16 protein-coding genes are annotated in these 21,158 nt (G+C 65.9%); 7 read left to right on the top strand and 9 right to left on the bottom strand.

Features of this window, described 5'->3' with window-relative positions:
- Positions 1 to 60: 60 nt before the first annotated feature.
- The 9 genes from EL249_RS02500 to def all read right to left on the bottom strand — a co-directional run bounded on the left by EL249_RS02500 (position 61) and on the right by def (position 9,954).
- A complete protein-coding gene (locus EL249_RS02500; protein WP_005674548.1) occupies positions 61 to 1,035 on the bottom strand; it encodes a hypothetical protein in 975 nt (324 codons plus the stop codon).
- A 175-nt stretch (positions 1,036 to 1,210) separates the two neighbouring features.
- A complete protein-coding gene (locus EL249_RS02505; protein ID WP_005674547.1) occupies positions 1,211 to 1,507 on the bottom strand; it encodes a hypothetical protein in 297 nt (98 codons plus the stop codon).
- A 354-nt stretch (positions 1,508 to 1,861) separates the two neighbouring features.
- Positions 1,862 to 2,659: a response regulator gene (locus tag EL249_RS02510; protein WP_005674546.1), complete on the bottom strand. Its 798-nt coding sequence runs from the start codon at positions 2,657 to 2,659 to the stop codon at positions 1,862 to 1,864.
- Between the two features lie 95 nt (positions 2,660 to 2,754).
- The gene (locus EL249_RS02515; RefSeq protein ID WP_005674545.1) at positions 2,755 to 5,094 is read right to left on the bottom strand and encodes a sensor histidine kinase; all 2,340 of its coding nucleotides are present in this window, start codon (positions 5,092 to 5,094) and stop codon (positions 2,755 to 2,757) included.
- A complete protein-coding gene (locus EL249_RS02520; RefSeq protein WP_005674544.1) occupies positions 5,043 to 5,630 on the bottom strand; it encodes a DUF4390 domain-containing protein in 588 nt (195 codons plus the stop codon). Before EL249_RS02520 ends, EL249_RS02515 begins: the two co-directional genes overlap by 52 nt.
- Positions 5,627 to 7,102 carry a transcription antitermination factor NusB gene (locus EL249_RS02525; RefSeq protein ID WP_005674543.1) on the bottom strand — a complete coding sequence of 492 codons (1,476 nt, stop codon included), beginning with the start codon at positions 7,100 to 7,102 and terminating at the stop codon, positions 5,627 to 5,629. The genes EL249_RS02520 and EL249_RS02525 overlap by 4 nt, the downstream gene beginning before the upstream one ends.
- Before the next feature lie 19 nt (positions 7,103 to 7,121).
- Positions 7,122 to 7,979: a zinc metalloprotease HtpX gene (htpX, locus tag EL249_RS02530; RefSeq protein WP_005674542.1), complete on the bottom strand. Its 858-nt coding sequence runs from the start codon at positions 7,977 to 7,979 to the stop codon at positions 7,122 to 7,124.
- A 332-nt stretch (positions 7,980 to 8,311) separates the two neighbouring features.
- On the bottom strand, positions 8,312 to 9,337 hold the full coding sequence (fmt, locus tag EL249_RS02535; protein WP_197721618.1) for a methionyl-tRNA formyltransferase: 1,026 nt from the start codon (positions 9,335 to 9,337) through the stop codon (positions 8,312 to 8,314).
- A gap of 104 nt (positions 9,338 to 9,441) precedes the next feature.
- Positions 9,442 to 9,954, bottom strand: a complete 513-nt coding sequence (gene def / locus EL249_RS02540) for a peptide deformylase (RefSeq protein WP_005674540.1) — start codon at positions 9,952 to 9,954, stop codon at positions 9,442 to 9,444.
- 143 nt (positions 9,955 to 10,097) lie between these two features.
- On the opposite strand from def, the gene EL249_RS02545 reads away from it, so the two are divergent.
- The 7 genes from EL249_RS02545 (at position 10,098) to EL249_RS02575 (ending at position 21,148) form a co-directional block, all read left to right on the top strand.
- Positions 10,098 to 11,216 carry a LysM peptidoglycan-binding domain-containing protein gene (locus EL249_RS02545; RefSeq protein ID WP_169311696.1) on the top strand — a complete coding sequence of 373 codons (1,119 nt, stop codon included), beginning with the start codon at positions 10,098 to 10,100 and terminating at the stop codon, positions 11,214 to 11,216.
- A gap of 261 nt (positions 11,217 to 11,477) precedes the next feature.
- Positions 11,478 to 12,752 (top strand): DNA-processing protein DprA, encoded by a 1,275-nt coding sequence (gene dprA / locus EL249_RS02550; protein ID WP_005674538.1) that lies wholly within the window; start codon positions 11,478 to 11,480, stop codon positions 12,750 to 12,752.
- A gap of 71 nt (positions 12,753 to 12,823) precedes the next feature.
- Positions 12,824 to 15,589: a DNA topoisomerase III gene (locus EL249_RS02555; RefSeq protein WP_005674537.1), complete on the top strand. Its 2,766-nt coding sequence runs from the start codon at positions 12,824 to 12,826 to the stop codon at positions 15,587 to 15,589.
- Positions 15,586 to 16,266 (top strand): gamma-glutamylcyclotransferase, encoded by a 681-nt coding sequence (locus EL249_RS02560; protein WP_005674536.1) that lies wholly within the window; start codon positions 15,586 to 15,588, stop codon positions 16,264 to 16,266. Before EL249_RS02555 ends, EL249_RS02560 begins: the two co-directional genes overlap by 4 nt.
- Positions 16,267 to 16,461: 195 nt before the next feature.
- The gene (locus tag EL249_RS02565) at positions 16,462 to 18,291 is read left to right on the top strand and encodes a carbohydrate-binding domain-containing protein (RefSeq protein ID WP_083799551.1); all 1,830 of its coding nucleotides are present in this window, start codon (positions 16,462 to 16,464) and stop codon (positions 18,289 to 18,291) included.
- A gap of 226 nt (positions 18,292 to 18,517) precedes the next feature.
- A complete protein-coding gene (argG, locus tag EL249_RS02570; protein WP_005674534.1) occupies positions 18,518 to 19,849 on the top strand; it encodes an argininosuccinate synthase in 1,332 nt (443 codons plus the stop codon).
- The gene (locus EL249_RS02575) at positions 19,850 to 21,148 is read left to right on the top strand and encodes a metallophosphoesterase family protein (protein ID WP_005674533.1); all 1,299 of its coding nucleotides are present in this window, start codon (positions 19,850 to 19,852) and stop codon (positions 21,146 to 21,148) included. It begins immediately after the preceding gene.
- Positions 21,149 to 21,158: the final 10 nt, after the last annotated feature.

Genomic DNA, 21,158 nt, shown 5'->3' on the forward strand with positions numbered 1-21,158 from the left:
ACCTGCCCGCAAAGAAGGCAGGCAAACCTGATCGTCGTCGGGGAAAGTCAGGACAAGGGATCAGGACCAGAGCGCCTGCAGGGTGTCGATATCCCGCTGCAGCCGAGCCAAGTCCGTACCTTGCGCCAATCCGAGCCACAATCGGTTGTCCAGACGCCAGACGGTTTCCCGTGACCGAAGAGCGGCGCTCAAGTTTGGCGTGGAATGTGCGATTTCCGCCGGATCCGTCGATCCTTGAGACACACTTCCCGCCGTTGCTTCCCCCGCGGCAAACCGCCAGTCATAGCCGCTGCGCCCCGTCTGCAACACGGCCTGCATCCACTGCACGCCCGGCGTTTCCAGCAGCGCCTGCAGTGCCTCCTGGGCCTCCTGCCGGGTAGGAACACCCACCTCGGGCAGCCAGCGGCGGACCAGCCGGAGAACCGGACCGCTCGTGACGGAAGCGCTCCTTGACAGGCCCTGTTCATCCAGCGCCATGGGGTCATGGTGGTACCACCGGCCATTAAGCCAGGTCGAACTGGCCCAGCCCGTGGCGGGGTCATGGCTGCCGCTGAGCACGGCCGCCGGCAGCGTCAGGGCCTGTCCTTCGTCAGCGCGAAGGCCTGAGCCCGTGGCCCGCACCAACGACACCAGCCGCAGGTGCTGATCAAACGGCGGCTGGCGCAGCTGATCCACGACGCGCAGCAGATGCTCGCCTTCGCGGGAAACCTCCAGATAGAGGTGCTTCCAGGCGGGCTGGCGCAGCAGCCGCACCAGGGTGGTGCGAAACACCGGGCCGCCCAGGCAGCAGATGCAGCCTGCCGTCAGCGTCTGATCAGGCGCACCGGTCGCACAAGCTGCCGGCGACAGCGACTGCACGGCCAGCGGCGTGGATGGCACCTCGCCCGCCTGCAACCACAGGCTGTCGTCCTCACCGGCGGGATTCAAGCCCCGACGCTGGGCACGAAGCTGCGCGATGCAGGCGCTACGGGCAGCGGCATCGGGTCCGCTGATCAGGGTGACGGTGCGACGAAGGGGAATGCCGGGTTCTGCCATGCCTGGAAACGACACTGGCAGCGAATGCGTCGCTGCCAGTGGTGCGTGCGGGTCTGTCGAAAAACCACCCGGGGAACGGGAGGACTGTCCAGGACCATGCCGGAGCACAAGGCCCTGGACGAAAGACCGATGATAGGCGAGCGCCCGGCAAAGATGCGGGGCGCCCGCGTGCGGATCAGTAGCCCGGATCGTTGCGGCGCTTGATCAGGCCTTTCTTCAGCAGGATGTCGAAGGCGTCGGTCAGCCCCCGATAGCGCGGCAGCAGGTCACGATATTCACTGACCTGACGGCGGCCATTGACCAGGAACAGCAACATGCGCAGCCGATCCGGCAGCTCGACATTGCTTCGCGACAACGCCAGGGCGCCCTTCATGGTCTGGATGAAGATTTCCTGGTCCTCGATCTCGGTGACCGGGCTCTTGACGAGTGCGTCGAGCTTGGTGGTCCAGTCCGTCGATCCGCCTTGAATCATGATGTGCCGTTCCTCGACTGGGATTCAGAAGTGCTGAATCCGGGGTTGCATCAGTGCCATGGACGGAAGTGTAGAAGGGGTGTGTCCAGGTTGCCGTGTCACTGTTCACACCGCGAAGGACGGCCTGGACCCATGCAACGGGGATGCCAACAAACCGACATTGCGCTGCGGAACTAACGCACGAAACAGGAGGGGACACACCAGTCGGACGACCGGCAATGGAGGGGTCTTCGCGAGGCCCGCCCAGGCGGCAGGCAGGCCTCAGGACTCTTTCTGGAAGCAGGCGCTTCCGCTGTGCTGGCGGACTACCCCAGGGATGATGTCCACGGGGCAGCACGCCTTTTCAGGCAAGCATCAGACCGACTGGGAAACGCCCCGGCGGTAGTTGCCCTTGGACAGGTCGATGCCCAGCTGCTTGAGCTTGCGGTACAGGTGGGTTCGCTCCAGTCCGGTGCGCTCCGCCACGCGGGTCATGCTGCCATGCTCGCGGTGCAGGTGGTGCTCGAAGTAGGCGCGCTCGAAGGCCTCACGGGCTTCGCGCAGCGGCACATTCAGCGGCAGATCGCGCACCATGATGGAGGGGTGCAGGTTCATGCTGGGCAGCCCGGAGACGGGTGCCGCGATGAACTGCGCGGTGGGCGAGCTGAGCGGCATGACCTGCTGCACGTTCTGGGAGCCCGGCACCTGCAGCATGGCCAGCGGCGTGTTGCTGGAGGGCGTGATAGTGCCCGGATAGCTGGGATGCACGGGTGCAGCCGGCGTGGCGCGCCCCTGCACCATGCCCTGGCGGCCCTTGGCCAGACCCTGTTCGACGGCCTTGAGCAGCTTCTGCAGTGCGATGGGCTTTTCCAGGAAGTCCATGGCGCCGATGCGGGTGGCCTCGACGGCGGTCTCGATGGTGGCATGGCCGGACATCATGATGACCGGCATGGTGAGCTGGCCCGATGCGACCCATTCCTTCAGCAGGCTGACGCCATCGGTGTCCGGCATCCAGATGTCCAGCAGCACCAGGTCCATCCGGGTGGCCGCCATGGCCTCGCGTGCACGCTGCGCGTTTTCAGCCAGCGTGACGACATGCCCTTCGTCACCAAGGATCTCGGAGAGCAACTCGCGGATGCCCATCTCATCGTCGACTACCAGAATCTCAGCCATTTCTTTTCCAGCAAATCCAACATCTGTCAGCAGAGAGCTTACAGGAGCCTGCCCGCCGTCGCGGCGTACAGACCGGCCGACCGATGTCCTGTTGATCATGCACCTCTAAAATTGTCTGCCTTTTTTACTAATTTCGCAAAAGCAATATACGTGTAAGCACCTGAAACAACTTGTTCCGTGCTGGCGACAGCGGATTCTTCCGTGTATGTATTATGCAACAACCCGGTGTCGTGGTGGTTGCCGACTTCGATCGTTCCACCATGTTCCTGAACGATCTTTTTCACGATGGCCAGTCCGAGTCCCGTTCCCTTGGCCTTCTGGCTGACGTAGGGCTCGAACACGCGGGCCAGCAATTCCGGCGGAAAACCGGGCCCGTTGTCCCTGACGCCCAGCCGGACACCGCTGCACTGGCCTGCTGCATTGTGGATCAAGTCGGTGCTGACCTCAATCATCCGGACGTCCTGCTTTTCAGTGGCTTCGCCAGAGTTCTTCAGCAGATTGTGGATAACCTGCCGCAATTGCCCCGCATCTCCCATGATCTGCGGAATATCAGGGTTCAATCGGGCAATGACCCGCAGGGTGGGATCCAGATCGGTGTAGAAGCCCAGCACTTCGGAAAGCAGCTCGTTCAGGTCCAGCGGCTCCAGCTTGGCAGCCGGCAGGCGGGCGTAGTCCCGGAATTCGTCGACCATGACCTTCAGTGCATTGACCTGGGTGACGATGTTGCGGGTGTTGCGAATGAGCAGCTCCTGCTCGGCCCCCGAGAGCACCCCTTCCAGCTTCAGCTGCAGGCGCTCGGCCGCCAGCCGGATGGGCGTGAGGGGGTTCTTGATCTCGTGAGCCAGCCGTCGGGCCACTTCACCCCAGGCGATGGCACGTTGTGCCGACACCACATCCGTGATGTCGTCAATGACCAACACATGGTCTCCGTCGACCTCCGGCAGCAGGGCGCCCCGCACCAGCAGCGTCTTGCCCTGCTTCACGCGCGCCACCTGACCGGATTCCGGCTCGGCGCCGATCACGATCTGTCGCTGCCAGGTACCACTTTCCGTGTCGAGCGCATCGCCGAACGCACGGGCGATCTCGGCCTCGAATTCGCCCAGGCTTCCCATGGCACCCAGCTGCTGACCCAGTGCCTTGCCCACTTCCATGCCCAGGATCTTCTCGGCACCGTGGTTGACCATGGTGACCCGAAAGCCCCGGTCAAAGACGATGACGCCGGCGCTGAGGTTGGCCAGCACGCTGGCCAGTCGGGCGTTGGCCTGTTCCAGACCCAGCCGGGTTCGCACCACTTGGCTGCGCGCCTCTTCCAGCTGACGCATCATGGCGTTGAAGGATTGCGTGAGAGCGCCCAGTTCGTCACGCCCCACGTAATCCTTCAACGGTCGGAAATCGCCTTCGGCCACGGCACGGGTGCCAGCTTCCAGCATCGACAAGGGTCCCGTCATCCAGCCCGCCAGCAGGAAGGCGGCGGCAATGGCCGAGAAGATGGTGAGCAGGACGGTGACGGTGAGCGTGACGCGGAAGATGCGCTTGAGTCCTCGTCGTGACAGCGACAGTTCCTGATAGTCACGGAAGCCCCCCTGCACGGCCTCGGCATTCTGGGCCAGCGCCATGGGCACGGGCTGCACGAACTGCAGGAAACGCAGCTCCTCGCGCACATCGGAGGAGATGATGGGCACCATCACCCGCATGCGCAGCGCCTGGTAGTTCTGGTCGGGGTTGTCCTCGCGCAGCTCATTGCCTTCGATGGCCGCGTAGTGATGGGCCAGGCGGGCCTGGCGCAGTGCGGTGGGCGAGGGCAGATCGGGCACCAGGGCGGCGTAACGGCCACCGCTGCTCTGGATGATGCGCCCGCCGCTCGTGAGGATCACGGCCTCGGAAATGCCGAAGCGCTCGCGCACACGGTCCAGGCTCTCGGACTGATGGCGCAATGACAGGCCGTTGAGATCGGACGCGGCCAGCCGTCCCTTGGCCACCACGTCCAGCAGCATGGAATCCAGGGTGGCTCGGCCCAGGCTCAGACCCGACTCCAGCGCCCGCTCCATGGGCACGTCGAACCACGATTCGATGGAGCGCTCCAGGAACTGGACGGCAATGAGATAGATGAGCAGGACCGGAATGACGGTCATCAGCACGAAGGCCAGCGCCAGCCGGGCCATCAGCCGGGTTCCGAACAGCCTCTGCCGGAAGCGCTGCATCAGCCGCCGGGCCAGCTCGATGGCGAGCACGGCCAGGGCCACGGCCACGCCGATGTTGAGCCACAGTAGAAGGCCGTAGTGCTGCTGGAAAAGACTGTTGTTGATGCTGGCCAGGGCCAGCAGCGAGAGCAGGACGGCGGCAAAGGCCACCGACAGCACCAGCGCCAGTCGCAGGACCCGGCTTACGGAGCGGGTGTCGGTTGGGTCGGTACGACGAAGCTGAGGCCTTTCCATTCCGATTGGGGATTCCAGTCCGAGTCGGTCAGCGCGGTGATCTGGAACGGCTTGGGCAGCTGGGCGGTGTCCAGCCGCATCCGGACGCGCACGATGTATTCTTCACCGGCATCGAGCCGGTCGATGGTGGTGACCGGCCAGTCGCGCAGGGCGGTCATCTGGGTGATGGCTTCATCCAGCGTGGCGTAGGATTCGCTGCCGCTGGCGGAATTGAGCCGGTATTGCCGCGTGAGTGCGTAATAGGAAAGACGCCACTCCATGTGGCCGCTGGCCGCCTTCTTGTTGAACCAGAACAGGCGCGGCCTGTAGATCTCGAACTCGGTGATGAAATGCAGGGGCAGACCGCGCGAGACGGCGTCCTTCAGGGCCGCGCTGAGGTCGACGGCGAACTGTGCCGAGAGCAGCACAGCACCATCGTCAGGTGAAAGATCGAGTTGAAGGGTCTTCACCTGCATCGATTCGCCGGCCAGGGCGGGCATGCCTTGCAACAGCAACGCCGCACCTGCCAGCGTCACCAGAGCACGACGCCTATTCACTGATGCTTGCTCAACAGCGCGTAGAAAAATCCATCATGTTCATGCAGCTCATCGCTACGGGGCAACAGCTGTCCGCCTTGGGGCCAGTCGGCCCAGCCAGGCACACGGACCTCGCGCTGCCACCGGCAATCCGCCTGTCTTGATGCAAATGCCGAAACGACCTTCTCTCCCTCCTCGGGAAAGATGGAGCATGTTGCATAAAGCAATGTACCACCGGGACGCAGCAGCGGCCAAAGCTTCTCCAGGAGCCGCGCCTGCGTGGCGGAAAATGTCGCAATATCACGACGCTGGCGATGCCAGAGCACGTCGGGATGGCGCCGCACGATACCCGAGGCGCTGCAGGGGGCATCCAGCAGGATCCGGTCGAAGGGCCGGCCATCCCACCAACTTTCGGGGTCTCCGGCATCGGCTGCCAGTACATGGGCACCCCAGACGGCTCCAGCGGCCTGTTCAGAGGCGGGTGTAGCCGCAACAGGAGCCTCGGTGGCATCCTGCGACAGCAGCGGTACACGGGCACGCTGAAGATTATTCGTAATTATGGATGCACGATCAGGGTCGATGTCGAGCGCCCAGACCTCGCAATCAGCCATCTCGAGCAGATGGGCCGTCTTTCCGCCCGGGGCCGCACAGGCATCCAGGATCCGCTCGCCGGGCTGAGGATCGAGCAGCTGGGCCGCACACTGGGCCCCGATGTCCTGCACGCTCATCAGGCCCTCGGCAAAGCCCGGGATGCGATCCACCGGCAGGGCCTGGTCCAGCACCAGCCCGTCCTGGCCCATCAGACGAAAGCCGATGCCGGCTTCCTGAAGCCGCGCAGCCGCGGCGAGCTGCCCGCCCTGACGACGGTTGGCCCGCAGGCTGAGCGGTGCACGCGACAGCGATGCCGTGAGGATCTCCTGCCAGCGATCGGGCCAGAGCTTGCGCACCTTGGCCACCCACCAGCCAGGATGGTTGAAGCGGGCCTCATCGGGCAAGGGCTCGGCCATCAGGCTGGCACGCTCGCGTGCAAAGCGACGCAGCGTGGCGTTGATGAAACCGGCCGCGCCCGGATGCGCCGCCCCTTCGGGCAGCTTGCCGACGGCCCGGACGGTCTGATCGATGATGACCGGCACCGGTCGGCGGGCATCGATGAGCTGGGCCATGCCCAGCGCCTGCAGGGCTGCCAGCAGCGGGGGGGGCTGGCGACGGTTGAAGCGCTCGCCCAGCCAGGCCAGCAGGCCCTGCTGGCGGGTGGCGTCATAGGCCATGTTGCGCACCGCCTTGGCAGACGCGCTGGGCAGTTCACGCGTGTGGTGGTCGATGCTCTCGTCCAGATGGGCACCGGCCAGCATGTCACGCAGGGACACCGCAGCCGCCACCAGCTCATCGGCCAGGGCGGCGCGCAGTACCGAGCCGCAGGGCCGGCTTTCGGCCTCGTGCGGTTTCTCGTCGGAGCCGGGCTGCGGTCTGGGCGACCCGGCATGTCTCCTCATCGATTCGGTGGCCACGGCCTCAGGCCGCCTGCCCGTTCGGGTTCATCGCCAGCAGGCGGCGCACCCTTTCCTCGGTACTGGGGTGCGTGGAGAACAGGTTGGCTAGGCTGCCGCCGGTCAGCGGATTCATGATCATCATCTGTGCAGTCTCGGGATGTGCCTCCGTAGTATGCAACGGAATGCCGGACGCATAGTGCTGGATCTTCTCCAGCGCCGAGGCCAGCGAACGCGGATCGCCTGCGATCTCGGCGCCCAGCCGGTCGGCCTCGAATTCACGCGCCCGCGAGATGGCCATCTGGATGAGCGAGGCGGCCAGCGGCGCCAGGATGGCCATGGCAATCGAGGCGATGGGGTTGGTGGGGCGCCCCTCCTCGTCACGGCCGCCGAAGAACATGGCGAAGTTGGCCAGTGCCGAGATGGCACCTGCCATGGTGGCCGAGATGGTGGAAATGAGGATGTCGCGGTGCTTCACGTGGGCCAACTCGTGCGCCATCACGCCACGCACCTCGCGGGCATTGAGCATGCGCAGCAGGCCCGTGGTGGCTGCCACGGCGGCGTTCTGCGGGTTGCGGCCCGTGGCGAAGGCGTTGGGCGCATCCTCGTCGATGAGGTAGACGCGCGGCATGGGCAGGCCGGCCCGCTGGGCCAGCTCCTGCACAGTCTGGTAGAACTGCGGCGCGGACGACGCATCGACCTCACGGGCGCGATACATCTTCAGCACCATCTTGTCCGAGAACCAGTAGGCGAAGAAATTGGAGACCACCGCGAAGCCCAGCGCCATGATCATGCCGTTCTTGCCACCGATGGAAGCGCCGATGACACCGAACAGGGCGGTGATGGCAGCCATCAGGGCAGCTGTCTTGATCCAGTTGAACATGGTGTTTCCAGTCGGAGTGTGTTGGAGGAAAAAAGGGAAAGGGGAAGGTCAGGAACGGGTCGGGCAGCAGATGAGGCCGCCGCAAGGCCCTGGCAGCCCGGACGAATCCGGCCTGGACGTGCCTGCATGAACGTGGCGCTTGCCGAGCAGATCGGGTCAGGTTGCAGGCAGCCCGCGCTCCCGAGGGGCCCGACGTTTCCTCAGATGGGGGGCAATGCGTTGTTTTTCAAGGGGAAATGAAACCGGCCATGCCGGCCTGTCCACCGTACATGCCCCGAACCTGAAGACCGGAGCGCGCCGGCCTCGTCCGGCCGGGGCCCCCAATGGGAGGCTCAGGCGCCGGCAGAGATGAAACGCACGCCGGGCGACAGCGGATGACCGCGCAGGAAGGCGTCTGCCGGCTGGCGCCGGCCACCGGCTCGCTGCAGGGCGGCAAGACGCACGATGCTGCCCTGACCGCAGGCCACGTCCACACCGTCCGGGCCGGCTGCAACGATGGTGCCGGGTGCATCGGTGGCGTTCCCGTCGTTTCGCAGCACCTGCGATTGAAAGACCCGCAGCGGCGGCTCATCCCGATGCCCTTCCAGCCAGGTGATGGCCCCAGGCGGATCGAAGGCACGTATGTGACGACTCACTTCCACTGCGGAGCGCGCCCAGTCGATGCCCAGCTCTTTCTTGTCGACCTTGGCGGCGTAGGTGACACCGGCCTGCGCCTGCGGCTCGAAGACCAAGCGGCCCGCGGACAGCTCGTCCAGCGCCGCCACAATGGCCTGGGCCCCAACGTCGGCCAGACGGTCGTGCAGAGTGCTGGCGGTATCGGTCTCGAGGATGGGCACCACGTGACGTGCACCCACCGGACCCGTGTCCAGCCCCGCTTCCATCTGCATGATGCAGATGCCGGTCTCGGCGTCACCAGCCTCGATGGCCCGCTGGATGGGGGCCGCACCGCGCCAGCGCGGCAGCAGCGAGGCATGGATGTTCAGGCAACCCAGCCGGGGCAGATCCAGCACCGACTGCGGCAGCAACAGGCCATACGCGGCCACCACCATCACGTCCGGCTGCAGGGCGCGCAAGGCCGCCAGGGCTTCTTCGGCCCCCTGATTGGCGGCCTCACGCCGGACCCGACGCTCTTCGGTCTCATCGGCTGCCGCGGGGCGGATGCGCAGCGACTCGGGCTGAAGAACCGGAAGATTGGCTGCCAATGCACGTTGCTTGACGGCAGAAGGCAGCAGTTTCTGACCACGACCGGCCGGTCGGTCCGGCTGGCTGAGCACGGCCACCACCTCGTGGCGCGACCCGATGAGGGCATCGAGCGCCTGGGCGGCAAAGACAGGCGTGCCGGCATAGACGACGCGCAGCGGCCGTCCTGCCTGGATGGCAGGCTGGCCGGAAACCGTGGATGCAGCGGGGGATGCGGAAGCCGACGATGACGGAGTCGGGCCGTGATCGGATGGAGCGCTCATCAGGCGGCGCTGCGCTCGCGCTCCATCTTCAGCACCTTCTGGCGGATGCGGTTCTGCTTGAGCCGCGACAGGTGCTGGGTGAAGAGCTTGCCGTTCAGGTGGTCGATCTCGTGCTGGATGCACACGGCCAGCAGGCCATCGGCCTCCAGCGTGAAGGGCTTGCCATCCAGACCCAGCGCCGTGACGGTGACGGCGTCGGGGCGCTCGACCTTGTCGTAGATGCCGGGGATGGACAGGCACCCTTCCTCGTAGCTCTGCAGCGTGTCGCTGGACCAGGTGATCTCGGGGTTGATGAAGACCTGCAGCTGGTCATGGGTCTCGGTGATATCGATGACCACCACGCGCTCGTGCACGTTGACCTGCGTGGCCGCCAGCCCGATGCCGGGCGCCGCGTACATGGTCTCGGCCATGTCGGCCACCAGCTTGCGGATTCGATCGTCCACAACCGGGACCCGCTCGGCAACCGTATGCAACCGGGCGTCAGGATACTTGAGTATGTCTAGCACAGCCATCGGACACTATCCACCACTGAACCTGCCGCGTATTGCCGGGCAGGATGCTGTCAGAAAGAATTTCTCTTGCACGTCAAGTCGGCACGCAGTTGCCATCAGCCTGGTGGGGCGTGCGTAGACGACTCCAAGGACCGACCATGTCGATGAAAAAGTTTAGCACCCGGGCCCTGAGCACCCTGAGCCTGAGCATTGCCCTTGCAACGGGCGCCGTGATGCCGCTGCAGGGCATCGCCCAGACCCGCCAAGATGAGATCCAGCTGGCCGCCGACGCCCCGGACCGCCATGTGGTGGTCAAGGGTGACACGCTGTGGGGCATTGCCGGACTTTTTCTGAAGGAACCCTGGCGCTGGCCGGAGATCTGGCAACTTAACAAGGCCGAGATCAAGAACCCGCACCTGATCTATCCGGGCGACATTGTATATCTGGATCGTTCGGGCGACACGCCGCGTCTGCGTCTGGGCCGCAATGTGTATGGCGGCTCCGACGGCGCCGGTGCTCAAGGCCGCAACGGCAACGGCATCAGCAAGCTGGAGCCCACCGTGCGCGCCACCATGACCGACAAGGCCGCCATCCCCAGCATCTCGCTCTCGAGCATCCAGGCCTTCATCAACCGTCCGCTGATCGTCGATGAAAAGGGCCTGAGTGATTCGCCCTACATCGTCGCCCCCGAGCAGGAAGGCCGGGTGAACGTCGGCAATGCCGATCGCATCTACGCTCGTGGCATCAAGGCCGACAGCGGCGTCCGTACCTGGCACATCTATCGCCCGGCCAAGCCGCTTGTCGACCCGGTGACCCGCAAGACGCTGGCCTATGAGGCCACCTTCCTGGGCACGGCCGAACTGCAGCGTCATGGCGATCCGGCCCGGCTGGCCATCACCAAGGTGGTGGAAGAGATCACCGACGGTGACCGTCTGGTGCCGGCCGGCGTCGACCAGGACGTGAACTTCGTGCCCCGTTCGCCCGAAGTCGAGAACCTGGACGGCCGTATCGTCTCGATCTACCGGGGCGTGACCATGGTGGGCCGCAACAGCGTGGTCGCCATCAACATGGGCAGCCGCAACGGCCTGGCCAACGGCCACGTGCTGAAGATCGAGCATGCCGGTCGCATGGTCAAGGACCGCGTGAGCAAGGAAATGGTTCGCCTGCCCAACGAGGACGTGGGCCAGCTGCTGGTGTTCCGCACCTTCGACAACATCGCCTACGGCCTGGTGGTCAACGCCAGCGCCCCGATCTCGGTCAACGACATCGTGACGAATCCGTAAGGCTCGACCCACGGATCAACGACCCGCCTGCGCCATGACAGCCAACGGCTGCCAGCAGGCGACCGTCGTCAGCCATCGCTGATCCGTCAAAGTCGAACTTCGTGACAACGGCCGCCCAGGGCAACCCGGGCGGCCGTTTCCATTTCGGATACCCACCTTTGTGGAGTGGAGCGAGGCGGCTGCATCATCCATCCGGCTGATGCGGATACCCGGGGACTTTGGCAATATCGACGGCTCCGACCGCCCTTTGCCCGTACCCCGATGAGCACCCCGCCGGACGTTCCCCAGACCCCCTCCCCCGACGACGAATCCCTGGCCGCCTGGCTACGGCTGGTCCACACGCCGGGCATCGGCGCCGTCACCGGCCAGCTGCTGCTGCGCCGTCTGGGCCCGCCGGAAGCCATCCTTCAGGCCTCCTACGCCACGGTACGCGCCCTGGTGCGCAGTGACGAAACGGCCCGCACCCTGCTGGCCGATGACCCGGTGCGCGAGCAGGACATCCAGGCGGCCCTGGCCTGGCTGCACGCGGGCGATGACCGCCATATCCTGGCCCTGGACGATCCCCGCTACCCGGCTGCGCTGCTGGATCTGCCGGATGCGCCCCTGCTGGTCTACGCTCGCGGCTCGCTGGCCGCCCTGCAACCCGCTGCCGTGGCCATCGTGGGCAGCCGACGCGCCAGCCACGAAGGACTGCGCAACGCCCAGGCCCTGGCCGAAGCCCTGGCTCGGCGCGGCATCGTTGTCACCAGCGGTCTGGCCGAAGGCATCGATGCCGCGGCCCACCAGGGGGCCCTGGAGGGTGCCCCAGCAGGTCAGGCGAGCACCATCGCCGTGACCGGAGCCGGCATCGACCGCATCTACCCGGCCCATCACCTGCCCCTGGCCCGGCGTGTGCTGGAACAGGGCGGACTCGTGCTGAGCGAGCAGCCCCTGGGCAGCGCTCCGGTGCGTGCCAACTTCCCGCGCCGCAACCGGATGATCGCTGCCCTCTCGCGCGGCACCCTGGTGGTGGAAGCCGCCCTGCGCAGCGGCTCGCTGATCACCGCGCGGCAGGCGGCCGAGCTGGGCCGCGAGGTGATGGCCGTGCCCGGTTCCATCCACAACCCGCTCTCCCACGGCTGCCACCACCTGATCCGGGACGGCGCCACCCTCATCGAAACCGTCGACGACATCCTGCAGGCCCTGGGCATGGTCAGCCCCGGGCAGGACGCTTCGGACCAGGATCCGACCATCCGGGGCGGCCGGATCCGCGCCCGCCAGCACACCGCCCGGCGCGCCAGCGGACGACGCGAATGGCAGTCGATCATCGCCGACCAGGAAAGCGGGGCGGTCGAACAGGCTCCCTCCCGGCCGGAACCGCCCGACGACGACAGCCGCGACCTGTTCACCATCCTGGCTGCCAGCCCCATGTCGGCCGAGGCGCTCGCCAGCCGGCTGGGCTGGCCGATCGACCGCATCCTGATTACCATCCAGCTGCTGGAGCTTGGCGGCTACATTGGACGCCACGTCGACGGCCGCTGGCAACGACTGGACTGAAACCGGGAACGCCCTTTCCGGAAATCCACGACTTGCCTGATCCGCAATCGTCCTCTTACTATGGCGCCGCCATGAGTAAAGCTTTGATCATTGCCGAGAAACCTTCCGTCGCCGCCGACATCGCGCGGGCGCTGGGGGGTTTCGTCCGTCACGGCGACTACTTCGAAAATGACGACTACGTGCTCAGCTCGGCGGTGGGCCACCTGGTGGAGATCGCTGCCCCCGAGCAATACGATGTCAAGAGAGGGAAGTGGTCGTTCACTCACCTTCCGGTCATCCCGCCGCATTTCGATCTGAAACCGATCGAGAAGACGCACGACCGCCTCAAGCAGCTCACCAAGCTGATCAAGCGCAAGGATGTCACCTCGCTGATCAACGCCTGTGACGCGGGCCGCGAGGGCGAACTGATCTTCCGGCTGATCGTGCAGTACGCCAAGGCCAAGCAGCCCATGCAGCGGCTGTGGCTGCAGTCGATGACGCCCAACGCCATCCGCGAAGGCTTTGCCAAGCTGCGCCAGGGCGACGAGCTCAACGGCCTGGCCGACGCGGCGCGCAGCCGCGCCGAGGCCGACTGGCTGGTGGGCATCAACGGCACCCGCGCCATGACAGCCTTCAACTCGCGCGATGGCGGCTTCTACCTGACCACCGTCGGTCGGGTGCAGACCCCCACGCTGGCCGTGGTGGTTGAACGCGAAGAAAAGATCCGCCGCTTCGTGCCGCGCGACTACTTCGAGGTCAAGGCCACCTTCGGCGCCAAGGCCGGCCAGTACGAAGGCAAGTGGTTCGACCGCAACTTCAAGAAGAGCGACGATCCCGAGCACAAGGCCGACCGCTTCTGGACCCGCGAGGACGCCGAGGCCATCGTGGCTGCCTGCGAGGGCAAGCCCGGCACCGTCACCGAGGAATCCAAGCCTTCCACCCAGATCGCTCCCGCGCTCTTTGACCTGACCACGCTGCAGCGCGAGGCCAACGGCCGCTTCGGCTTCTCGGCCAAGACCACCCTGGCACTGGCCCAGGCGCTGTACGAGAAGCACAAGGTGCTCACCTACCCGCGTACCGATTCGCGGGCGCTGCCCGAGGACTACCTGGGCACGGTGCGCCAGACGCTGGGCCAGCTCTCCGAATCCGGCGTGCACGGCGAGTTTGCCCGCACCATCCTGGAAAAGGACTGGGTCAAGCCCAACAAGCGGGTCTTCGACAACAGCAAGATCTCCGACCACTTCGCCATCATCCCCACGCTGCAGGCGCCCAAGAACCTGTCGGATGCCGAACAGAAGGTCTACGACCTGGTGGTGCGCCGCTTCATGGCCGTGTTCTACCCGGCGGCCGAATACCTGGTCACCACCCGCATCACCACCGTGGCCGGCCATCCCTTCAAGACCGAAGGGCGCGTGCTGGTCAACCCCGGCTGGCTGGCCATCTACGGTCGTGACGCCAGCGGTGGCGACGGCCCCGGCAACCTGGTGCCCGTCGAACCCAACGAAACGGTGCAGACCGACGAGATCGCCCTGCAGGCCAATCAGACCCGGCCGCCGGCGCGCTATACCGAAGCCACGCTGCTCTCGGCCATGGAAGGCGCCGGCAAGCTGGTCGACGACGACGAGCTGCGCGAGGCCATGGCCGGCAAGGGTCTGGGCACGCCAGCCACCCGGGCCGCCATCATCGAGGGGCTGATCACCGAACGCTACCTGCTGCGTGAAGGGCGCGAACTCATCCCCACCGCCAAGGCCTTCCAGCTGCTCACGCTGCTGCGCGGCCTGGGCGTGGCCGCGCTCAGCATGCCGGAACTCACCGGCGACTGGGAATACAAGCTCAGCCAGCTCGAGAAGGGCCGCATGGACCGCCAGGTCTTCATGTCGGACATTGCCGCCATGACCCGCGACATCGTGGAGAAGGCCCGCAACTTCGAGGCCGACACGGTGCCCGGCGACTATGCCGTACTGCAGACCCCCTGCCCGGCCTGCGGTGGCGTCATCAAGGAGAACTACAAGCGCTTTGCCTGCAGCCAGTGCGACTTCTCCATCACCAAGATCCCCGGTGGCCGCCAGTTCGAACTGCCCGAGGTCGAGACGCTGCTGCAGGACAAGGTCATCGGCCCGCTGACGGGTTTCCGCAGCAAGATGGGCCGGCCCTTCTCGGCCATCCTCAAGATCACCCCGGAAAACAAGCTGGAATTCGACTTCGGCCAAAGCGACGCCCAGGACGAACAGTCCGAACCCGTCGACTTCAGCGGCCAGGAATCGCTGGGCCCCTGCCCCAAGTGCCAGAGCCCGGTATACATCCACGGCATGCACTACGTCTGCAGCCACGCCGTGGGTCCCAACAAGACCTGTGACTTCCGCTCGGGCCGCGAGATCCTGCAGCAACCCATCGAGCCTGCCCAGATGCAGAAACTGCTGGCCGACGGCCGCACCGACCTGCTGACCGGCTTCGTCTCGTCCCGCACCCGTCGCAAGTTCAAGGCCTTCCTGGTGCGCGAGCCCAGCGGCAAGATCGGCTTCGAGTTCGACAACGCCAAGGGCAAGACCACCAAGGCCGATGGCAAGGACGGCGAAGAAGGCGCCGAAGACAGGAAGCGCACCACCCGCGCGACCGCTGCCAAATCCGGCACGGCCACCAAGGCCAGCACCACCGTCCGCAAGACCAGTGCGGCCAAGGCAAGCACAACGCGGCGCACCACCAAGGCGGCCGCCGACGATCCGGCCGCTGCCGAGGGCGAAAGCGCCACACCCAAGGCCGGTGCCAAGGCTGCCTCGACCGCTGGTCGGACCCGCCGGACCGCTGCCAGCGCCAAGACCGACAATACGGGAGACCACCCAGCCGACCCCAGCGAATGATGTCTGTCGCCACTCCCGTTTCCCGTTCCAGTCACGCCACCCCGCAGGCCACGCCGTCACCCGTCGTGACCTCGGCCCTGCAGGGTGCTGCCCAGGCCGCCGCAACGGCCTCCACCCGCCAGCGCGCCTACACCGCACCGCCCACGCCCGCCGTCTACCAGCGGATGGAATGGGTCTTTGCCTACGGCTCGCTGATCTGGAACCCGGAGTTCGACTTCGACGAACGGCACAAGGTGCGCATCGAGGGCTATCACCGCGCCTTCTGCATCAATTCGCACACCTACCGGGGCACGCCCGATGCCCCAGGCGTGGTGCTGGGCCTGGATTGCGGCGGCTCGTGCGAAGGCATCGTCTACCGCGTTCGCCGCGGCCAGGAAGCCGACATCATGGACCGCATCTACCAGCGCGAGATGGTCAGCGAGGTCTATCGGCCGCTGGTGGTGGACATCCCGCTGCCCGACGGTCGCCAGGTGCAGGCACTCACCTTCATCGCCTGCCAGGAGGACCTGCACGGCTACCTGCCCGGTCCGCGCAGCGAAGTGCTGCGCCGGCTGCGCGAATGCACCGGCTGCCGGGGCAGCAATCGTGAATACGCCCTCAACACCCAGGCCGCCCTGCGTGAATGGGGCATCCAGGATCCGGCCCTGGACGCGCTGATCGCCGAACTGGACGCCTGAACCACCGGGCGCCTGAAGCGCCCGGACTTCTGTCGCCCACCCGCGACGAAAGGCACGCGGCACCCGCACAAAGCGTTCACTGCCGCACGCCGGCAAGACAGGAAAGCGCCGTTCCATGTCCTGCCGCCATTACCCGTTCCGGTCATTGGCCTGTATGATGCCCGTCAGTGATGGGATCCATAGAATGGGCAGGCCATGACCAGACACCGTTCTCGACAGACCCCTTGGGCGACCCTCACCCTGCTGGGCGCCCTGCTGTGCCTGACCGGTTGCGACAGTCAGTCCGGCCGCACCGCTTCGCCCCCCGGTGACGCGGGCCACCCGTCCCATGACACGGCGGCCCCGGGCACACCGGGTCGCGCCTCCCAGGGCGCTGCGACTCCCCGCAAGTCCGATGAGCCGTCTCGTGACCCGTCGGGCACGCATCCTGACACCACCGTCCCTGGCGCCCAGGCTGCCTGGGATCTGAGCACCGGTGCATACGCCCCTGACCGGATGGACACTGCCGGGTGGCTGCCGCTGACCATCGACCTGGACACGCTGTCCGTCCGCACCGCCTCGCCCCGGCTGACCGTCCAGGCAGGTGCCAATGACATCACCACCGTCCTGCTGGACGGCAGGCCGGTCGTCACCCTCACGCGCACTTCCCCTGGTCTGACGATCCGGGCCACCCCGGGCGACGCCCATCTGGCCTATGTCCTGACCGGTAGCGGCAGCACCCCGATCACCCTGAACAGCGACAACGCCTACCGGCTGGTGCTGGTCGATGCCCATCTGACCAGTACCGACGGCCCCGCACTGCACCTGCAGTCGCCGGCCGCCGCCTTCATCGAGTTGCAGGGCCACAGTTCCTTGGCCGATGCCCCGGTCCGCACGCGCCGCACCGATGCCCAGGGAGAACCCGTCAAGCCCCGCGGGGCCCTGTCGGCCACCGGCCCGCTGGTGATCCGGGGCGACGGTACGCTGAGCATCAATGCCACGGCACACCATGCACTGACCACCGCCGGCCACCTGCGTCTGAGCAGTGGCAACCTGACGCTCAAGGTGGACACCCGCGACGGGTTGCGCCCCACCCAGGCCTTCATCATGGATGGCGGCCGGCTGACCATCGATGCGCCGGCGGGCAAGGGCATCAAGGTCAGTGGCAAGGAAAGTGCCGTGCAGCCGCTGGGTTTCGTGGCCGTCAACGACGGACACATCACCATCCGCAGCCACGACAAGGGCATCACCACCGGCTGGAAGCCCTGGAGGGACGCGCGCACCCCCGACACGAATGACGATCCCGATCCGCGCATCACCATCAACGGCGGCACGATCGACATCACCACCACCGGCACCCCGGCCAGAGACACGGACGACGAAAGCGAAAACAGCCTCTCACCCGAGGGCATCGAAGCCAAGTCCGTCCTCCGTGTGCGCGGCGGGAACCTGAAGGTGATCACCACCGACGACAGCATCAGTGCCGGCATGCACCTGGAGCTGAGCGGCGGCCGCACGTATGCCTACAGCAGTCATGACGATGCCGTGGACTCCAACGGCACCCTGACCATCGCCGGTGGCGTCCTGGTGGCCATCAGCCACGCCCCCCGTCCCGAAGGCGCGCTGGACAGCGACTCCAACCAGTTCGCCATCACGGGAGGCACCTTCGTCGGCATCGGCGCGTACAGCAGCACCCCCACCGACAGCGCCTGCACGCAGAACGTCATCACCATTCCCACCTACGTGGAAGCCGGTCCGTGGACACTGCGCGACGCGGCCGGCAACGTCGTCTTTTCCTATGACCTGCCCTTCCGTTCCGGCTACATGATTGCCAGCACCCCGGCGCTGGCCCGGGGCGCCACCTACACCGTGGTGCGCGGCGGCACGCTCGGGCCGGTCGGCGAGGACTTCCATGGCCTGGCCCTGCACCCCACCACGCTGACGGGGGGCACACCGGCCGAGACCTTCACCATCACCCGGATCCTCACCCCTCTGGGGGCTGCCGAATTCGACTGGTTCAGCCCGGAAAAGGGACCGGACGACTAAAAAAGCACCTCCCGGGCACAGCACCCGCTGACAGGCCCCTTCCGTTTCGAAGCCGGACTGCCGACAACGCTGAACCGCCAGCCTGCTCACGCATCACCGGGGCCATCCGACAGGACCGGAAGCCCATGCGGGTGCGGGGAAGGGTTTGTGCCGGCGTGCGTTCTCCCGTCCAAGCTCCTAGAATGTCGGCTTCCGTCACAACAGATTTCTCGGAGCGCGCATTCGCATGGGCAACACCATTCTGCAAAGCCTGCCGATCGGCCAGAAGGTCGGCATCGCCTTCTCGGGCGGCCTGGACACCAGCGCCGCACTGCACTGGATGCGCAAGAAAGGGGCCGTTCCCTACGCCTACACCGCCAACCTGGGCCAGCCCGACGAGAACGACTACGACGAGATCCCCCGCAAGGCACTGCGCTACGGCGCCGAAGCCGCCCGCCTGGTGGACTGCCGCAGCCAGCTGGTGGCCGAAGGCATTGCCGCCCTGCAGTGCGGCGCCTTCCACATCTCCACCGCCGGTGTCACCTACTTCAACACCACGCCCATCGGCCGTGCCGTGACCGGCACCATGCTGGTGGCCGCCATGAAGGAAGACGACGTCAACATCTGGGGTGACGGCAGCACCTACAAGGGCAACGACATCGAGCGCTTCTACCGCTACGGCCTGCTCACCAACCCGTCGCTCAAGATCTACAAGCCCTGGCTGGACCAGCAGTTCATCGACGAACTAGGCGGCCGTGCCGAAATGTCGGCCTTCATGGCCGCCTCGGGCTTCGACTACAAGATGTCGGCCGAGAAGGCCTATTCCACCGACTCCAACCTGCTGGGCGCCACCCACGAGGCCAAGGATCTGGAATACCTGAACAGCGGCATCCGCATCGTCCAGCCCATCATGGGCGTGCCCTTCTGGCGCGAGGACGTGGTGATCCGCCCCGAGGAAGTCACCATCCGCTTCGAGGAAGGCCAGCCGGTCGCCCTCAACGGCCAGACCTTCGACAGCCCGGTCGAGCTGATGCTGGAAGCCAACCGCATCGGTGGCCGTCACGGACTGGGCATGAGCGACCAGATCGAGAACCGCATCATCGAGGCCAAGAGCCGCGGCATCTACGAAGCCCCGGGCATGGCGCTGCTCCACATCGCCTACGAGCGTCTGGTCACCGGCATCCACAACGAGGACACCATCGAGCAGTACCGCATCAACGGCCTGCGTCTGGGTCGTCTGCTGTACCAGGGCCGCTGGTTCGACCCTCAGGCCATCATGCTGCGCGAGACCGCCCAGCGCTGGGTGGCACGCGCCATCACCGGCGAGGTCACGCTGGAGCTGCGCCGCGGCAACGACTACTCGCTGCTGAACACTGAATCGCCCAACCTCACCTATCACCCCGAGCGGCTGACCATGGAGAAAGGCGAATCGGTCTTCTCGCCGGCTGACCGCATCGGCCAGCTCACCATGCGCAACCTCGACATCACCGACACGCGCGACAAGCTGGCCAACTACAGCCGCGTCGGCCTGCTGAGCGCGGGTGCCGGCCATGAACTGCCGCAGCTGAAGAAGGACTGAGTGAAGTTCATTCACGCCGCCGACCTGCACCTGGACAGCCCGCTTCGCGGGCTGTCCGCGTATTCCGATGCACCAGCCGAGCAGTTGCGCACTGCCACGCGCGATGCCTTCGTGAAGCTGGTGGACATCGCCCTGGATGAAGCCGTCGACTTCATGGTCATTGCCGGCGACATCTACGACGGCGACTGGAAGGACTTCAACACCGGACTCTTCTTCATCCGGCAGATGGGAAGGCTGCGACAGGCCGGCATTCCCGTCTATCTGCTTTACGGCAACCACGACGCCGAAAGCGACATGACACGCAGCCTCACGCTGCCCGACAACGTGCATGTCTTTTCCTCGCGCAAGGCGGAAACGTTCACTATCGAATCACTGAAGGTGGCGATTCACGGCCGAAGCTTCAAGCAGAAGGCAACCACGGAAAATATGGTTCCGAATTATCCGGAACCTGTACCTGGCTGGCTGAACATCGGTGTGCTGCATACCGCCCTGGAAGGCAATGCCGAGCACGCCACGTATGCGCCCTGTACCGTTTCCGAACTGGAAGCCAAGGGCTATCAGTACTGGGCGCTGGGCCATGTGCATGAGCGCAGCATCCTTCCCGAACATCGTCAGGCAGGCCAGACCGTCATCGCCTTTCCCGGCAACCTCCAGGGGCGGCACATCCGCGAGCAGGGCGCACGCGGCGCCCTGCTGGTCACGGCGCAAGCCGACGAGATCACCGACATCCAGCTGATGGAAGTCGACGTGCTGCGCTGGCAGCAGCTGGATGTAGAACTCGGTCAGGATGACGACATGGCGTCCGCCCTCCAGGCAGCTGGCCGTTCCCTGGAGAACCTTCTGGCGGAGACCCCTGCCCATCTGCCACTGGCCGTGCGTGTCGTCTTCACCGGAACCACGCCGGCCCATGAAACCCTGCTGGCGCAGGACGAACAGCTTCGGCAGGAAATCATCGCCCAGGCCGTGGCCCAGGATGCCGAGCGCATCTGGATCGAGAAGGTGAAGGTGGCCACGCGCCCACCACAGGCCGCAACCTCGACATCCCAGGGGCTGCCGGATGCGCTGGCAGACCTGGAATCCCTGGTGCTTTCTGCCCAGGACGACCCGGAATTCATCAACGACCTCATCAGCGACTGGCAGGCCATCCTGGAAAAGCTGCCGGACGATGTACGCCGCCTGTCGCCCGAGCTGAAGGAACTGCGTCAGGATCCCATGTCACAGCTGGCCGCACGCATTCAGCAGGCCCTGCCGCTTCTGGTGGATCGCATCGAACGGGTGCAGTCCGCATCCCCCCGCTGACCTGCCGGAG

The sequence above is a fragment of the Lautropia mirabilis genome, assembly GCF_900637555.1.
GTDB lineage: Bacteria > Pseudomonadota > Gammaproteobacteria > Burkholderiales > Burkholderiaceae_E > Lautropia > Lautropia mirabilis.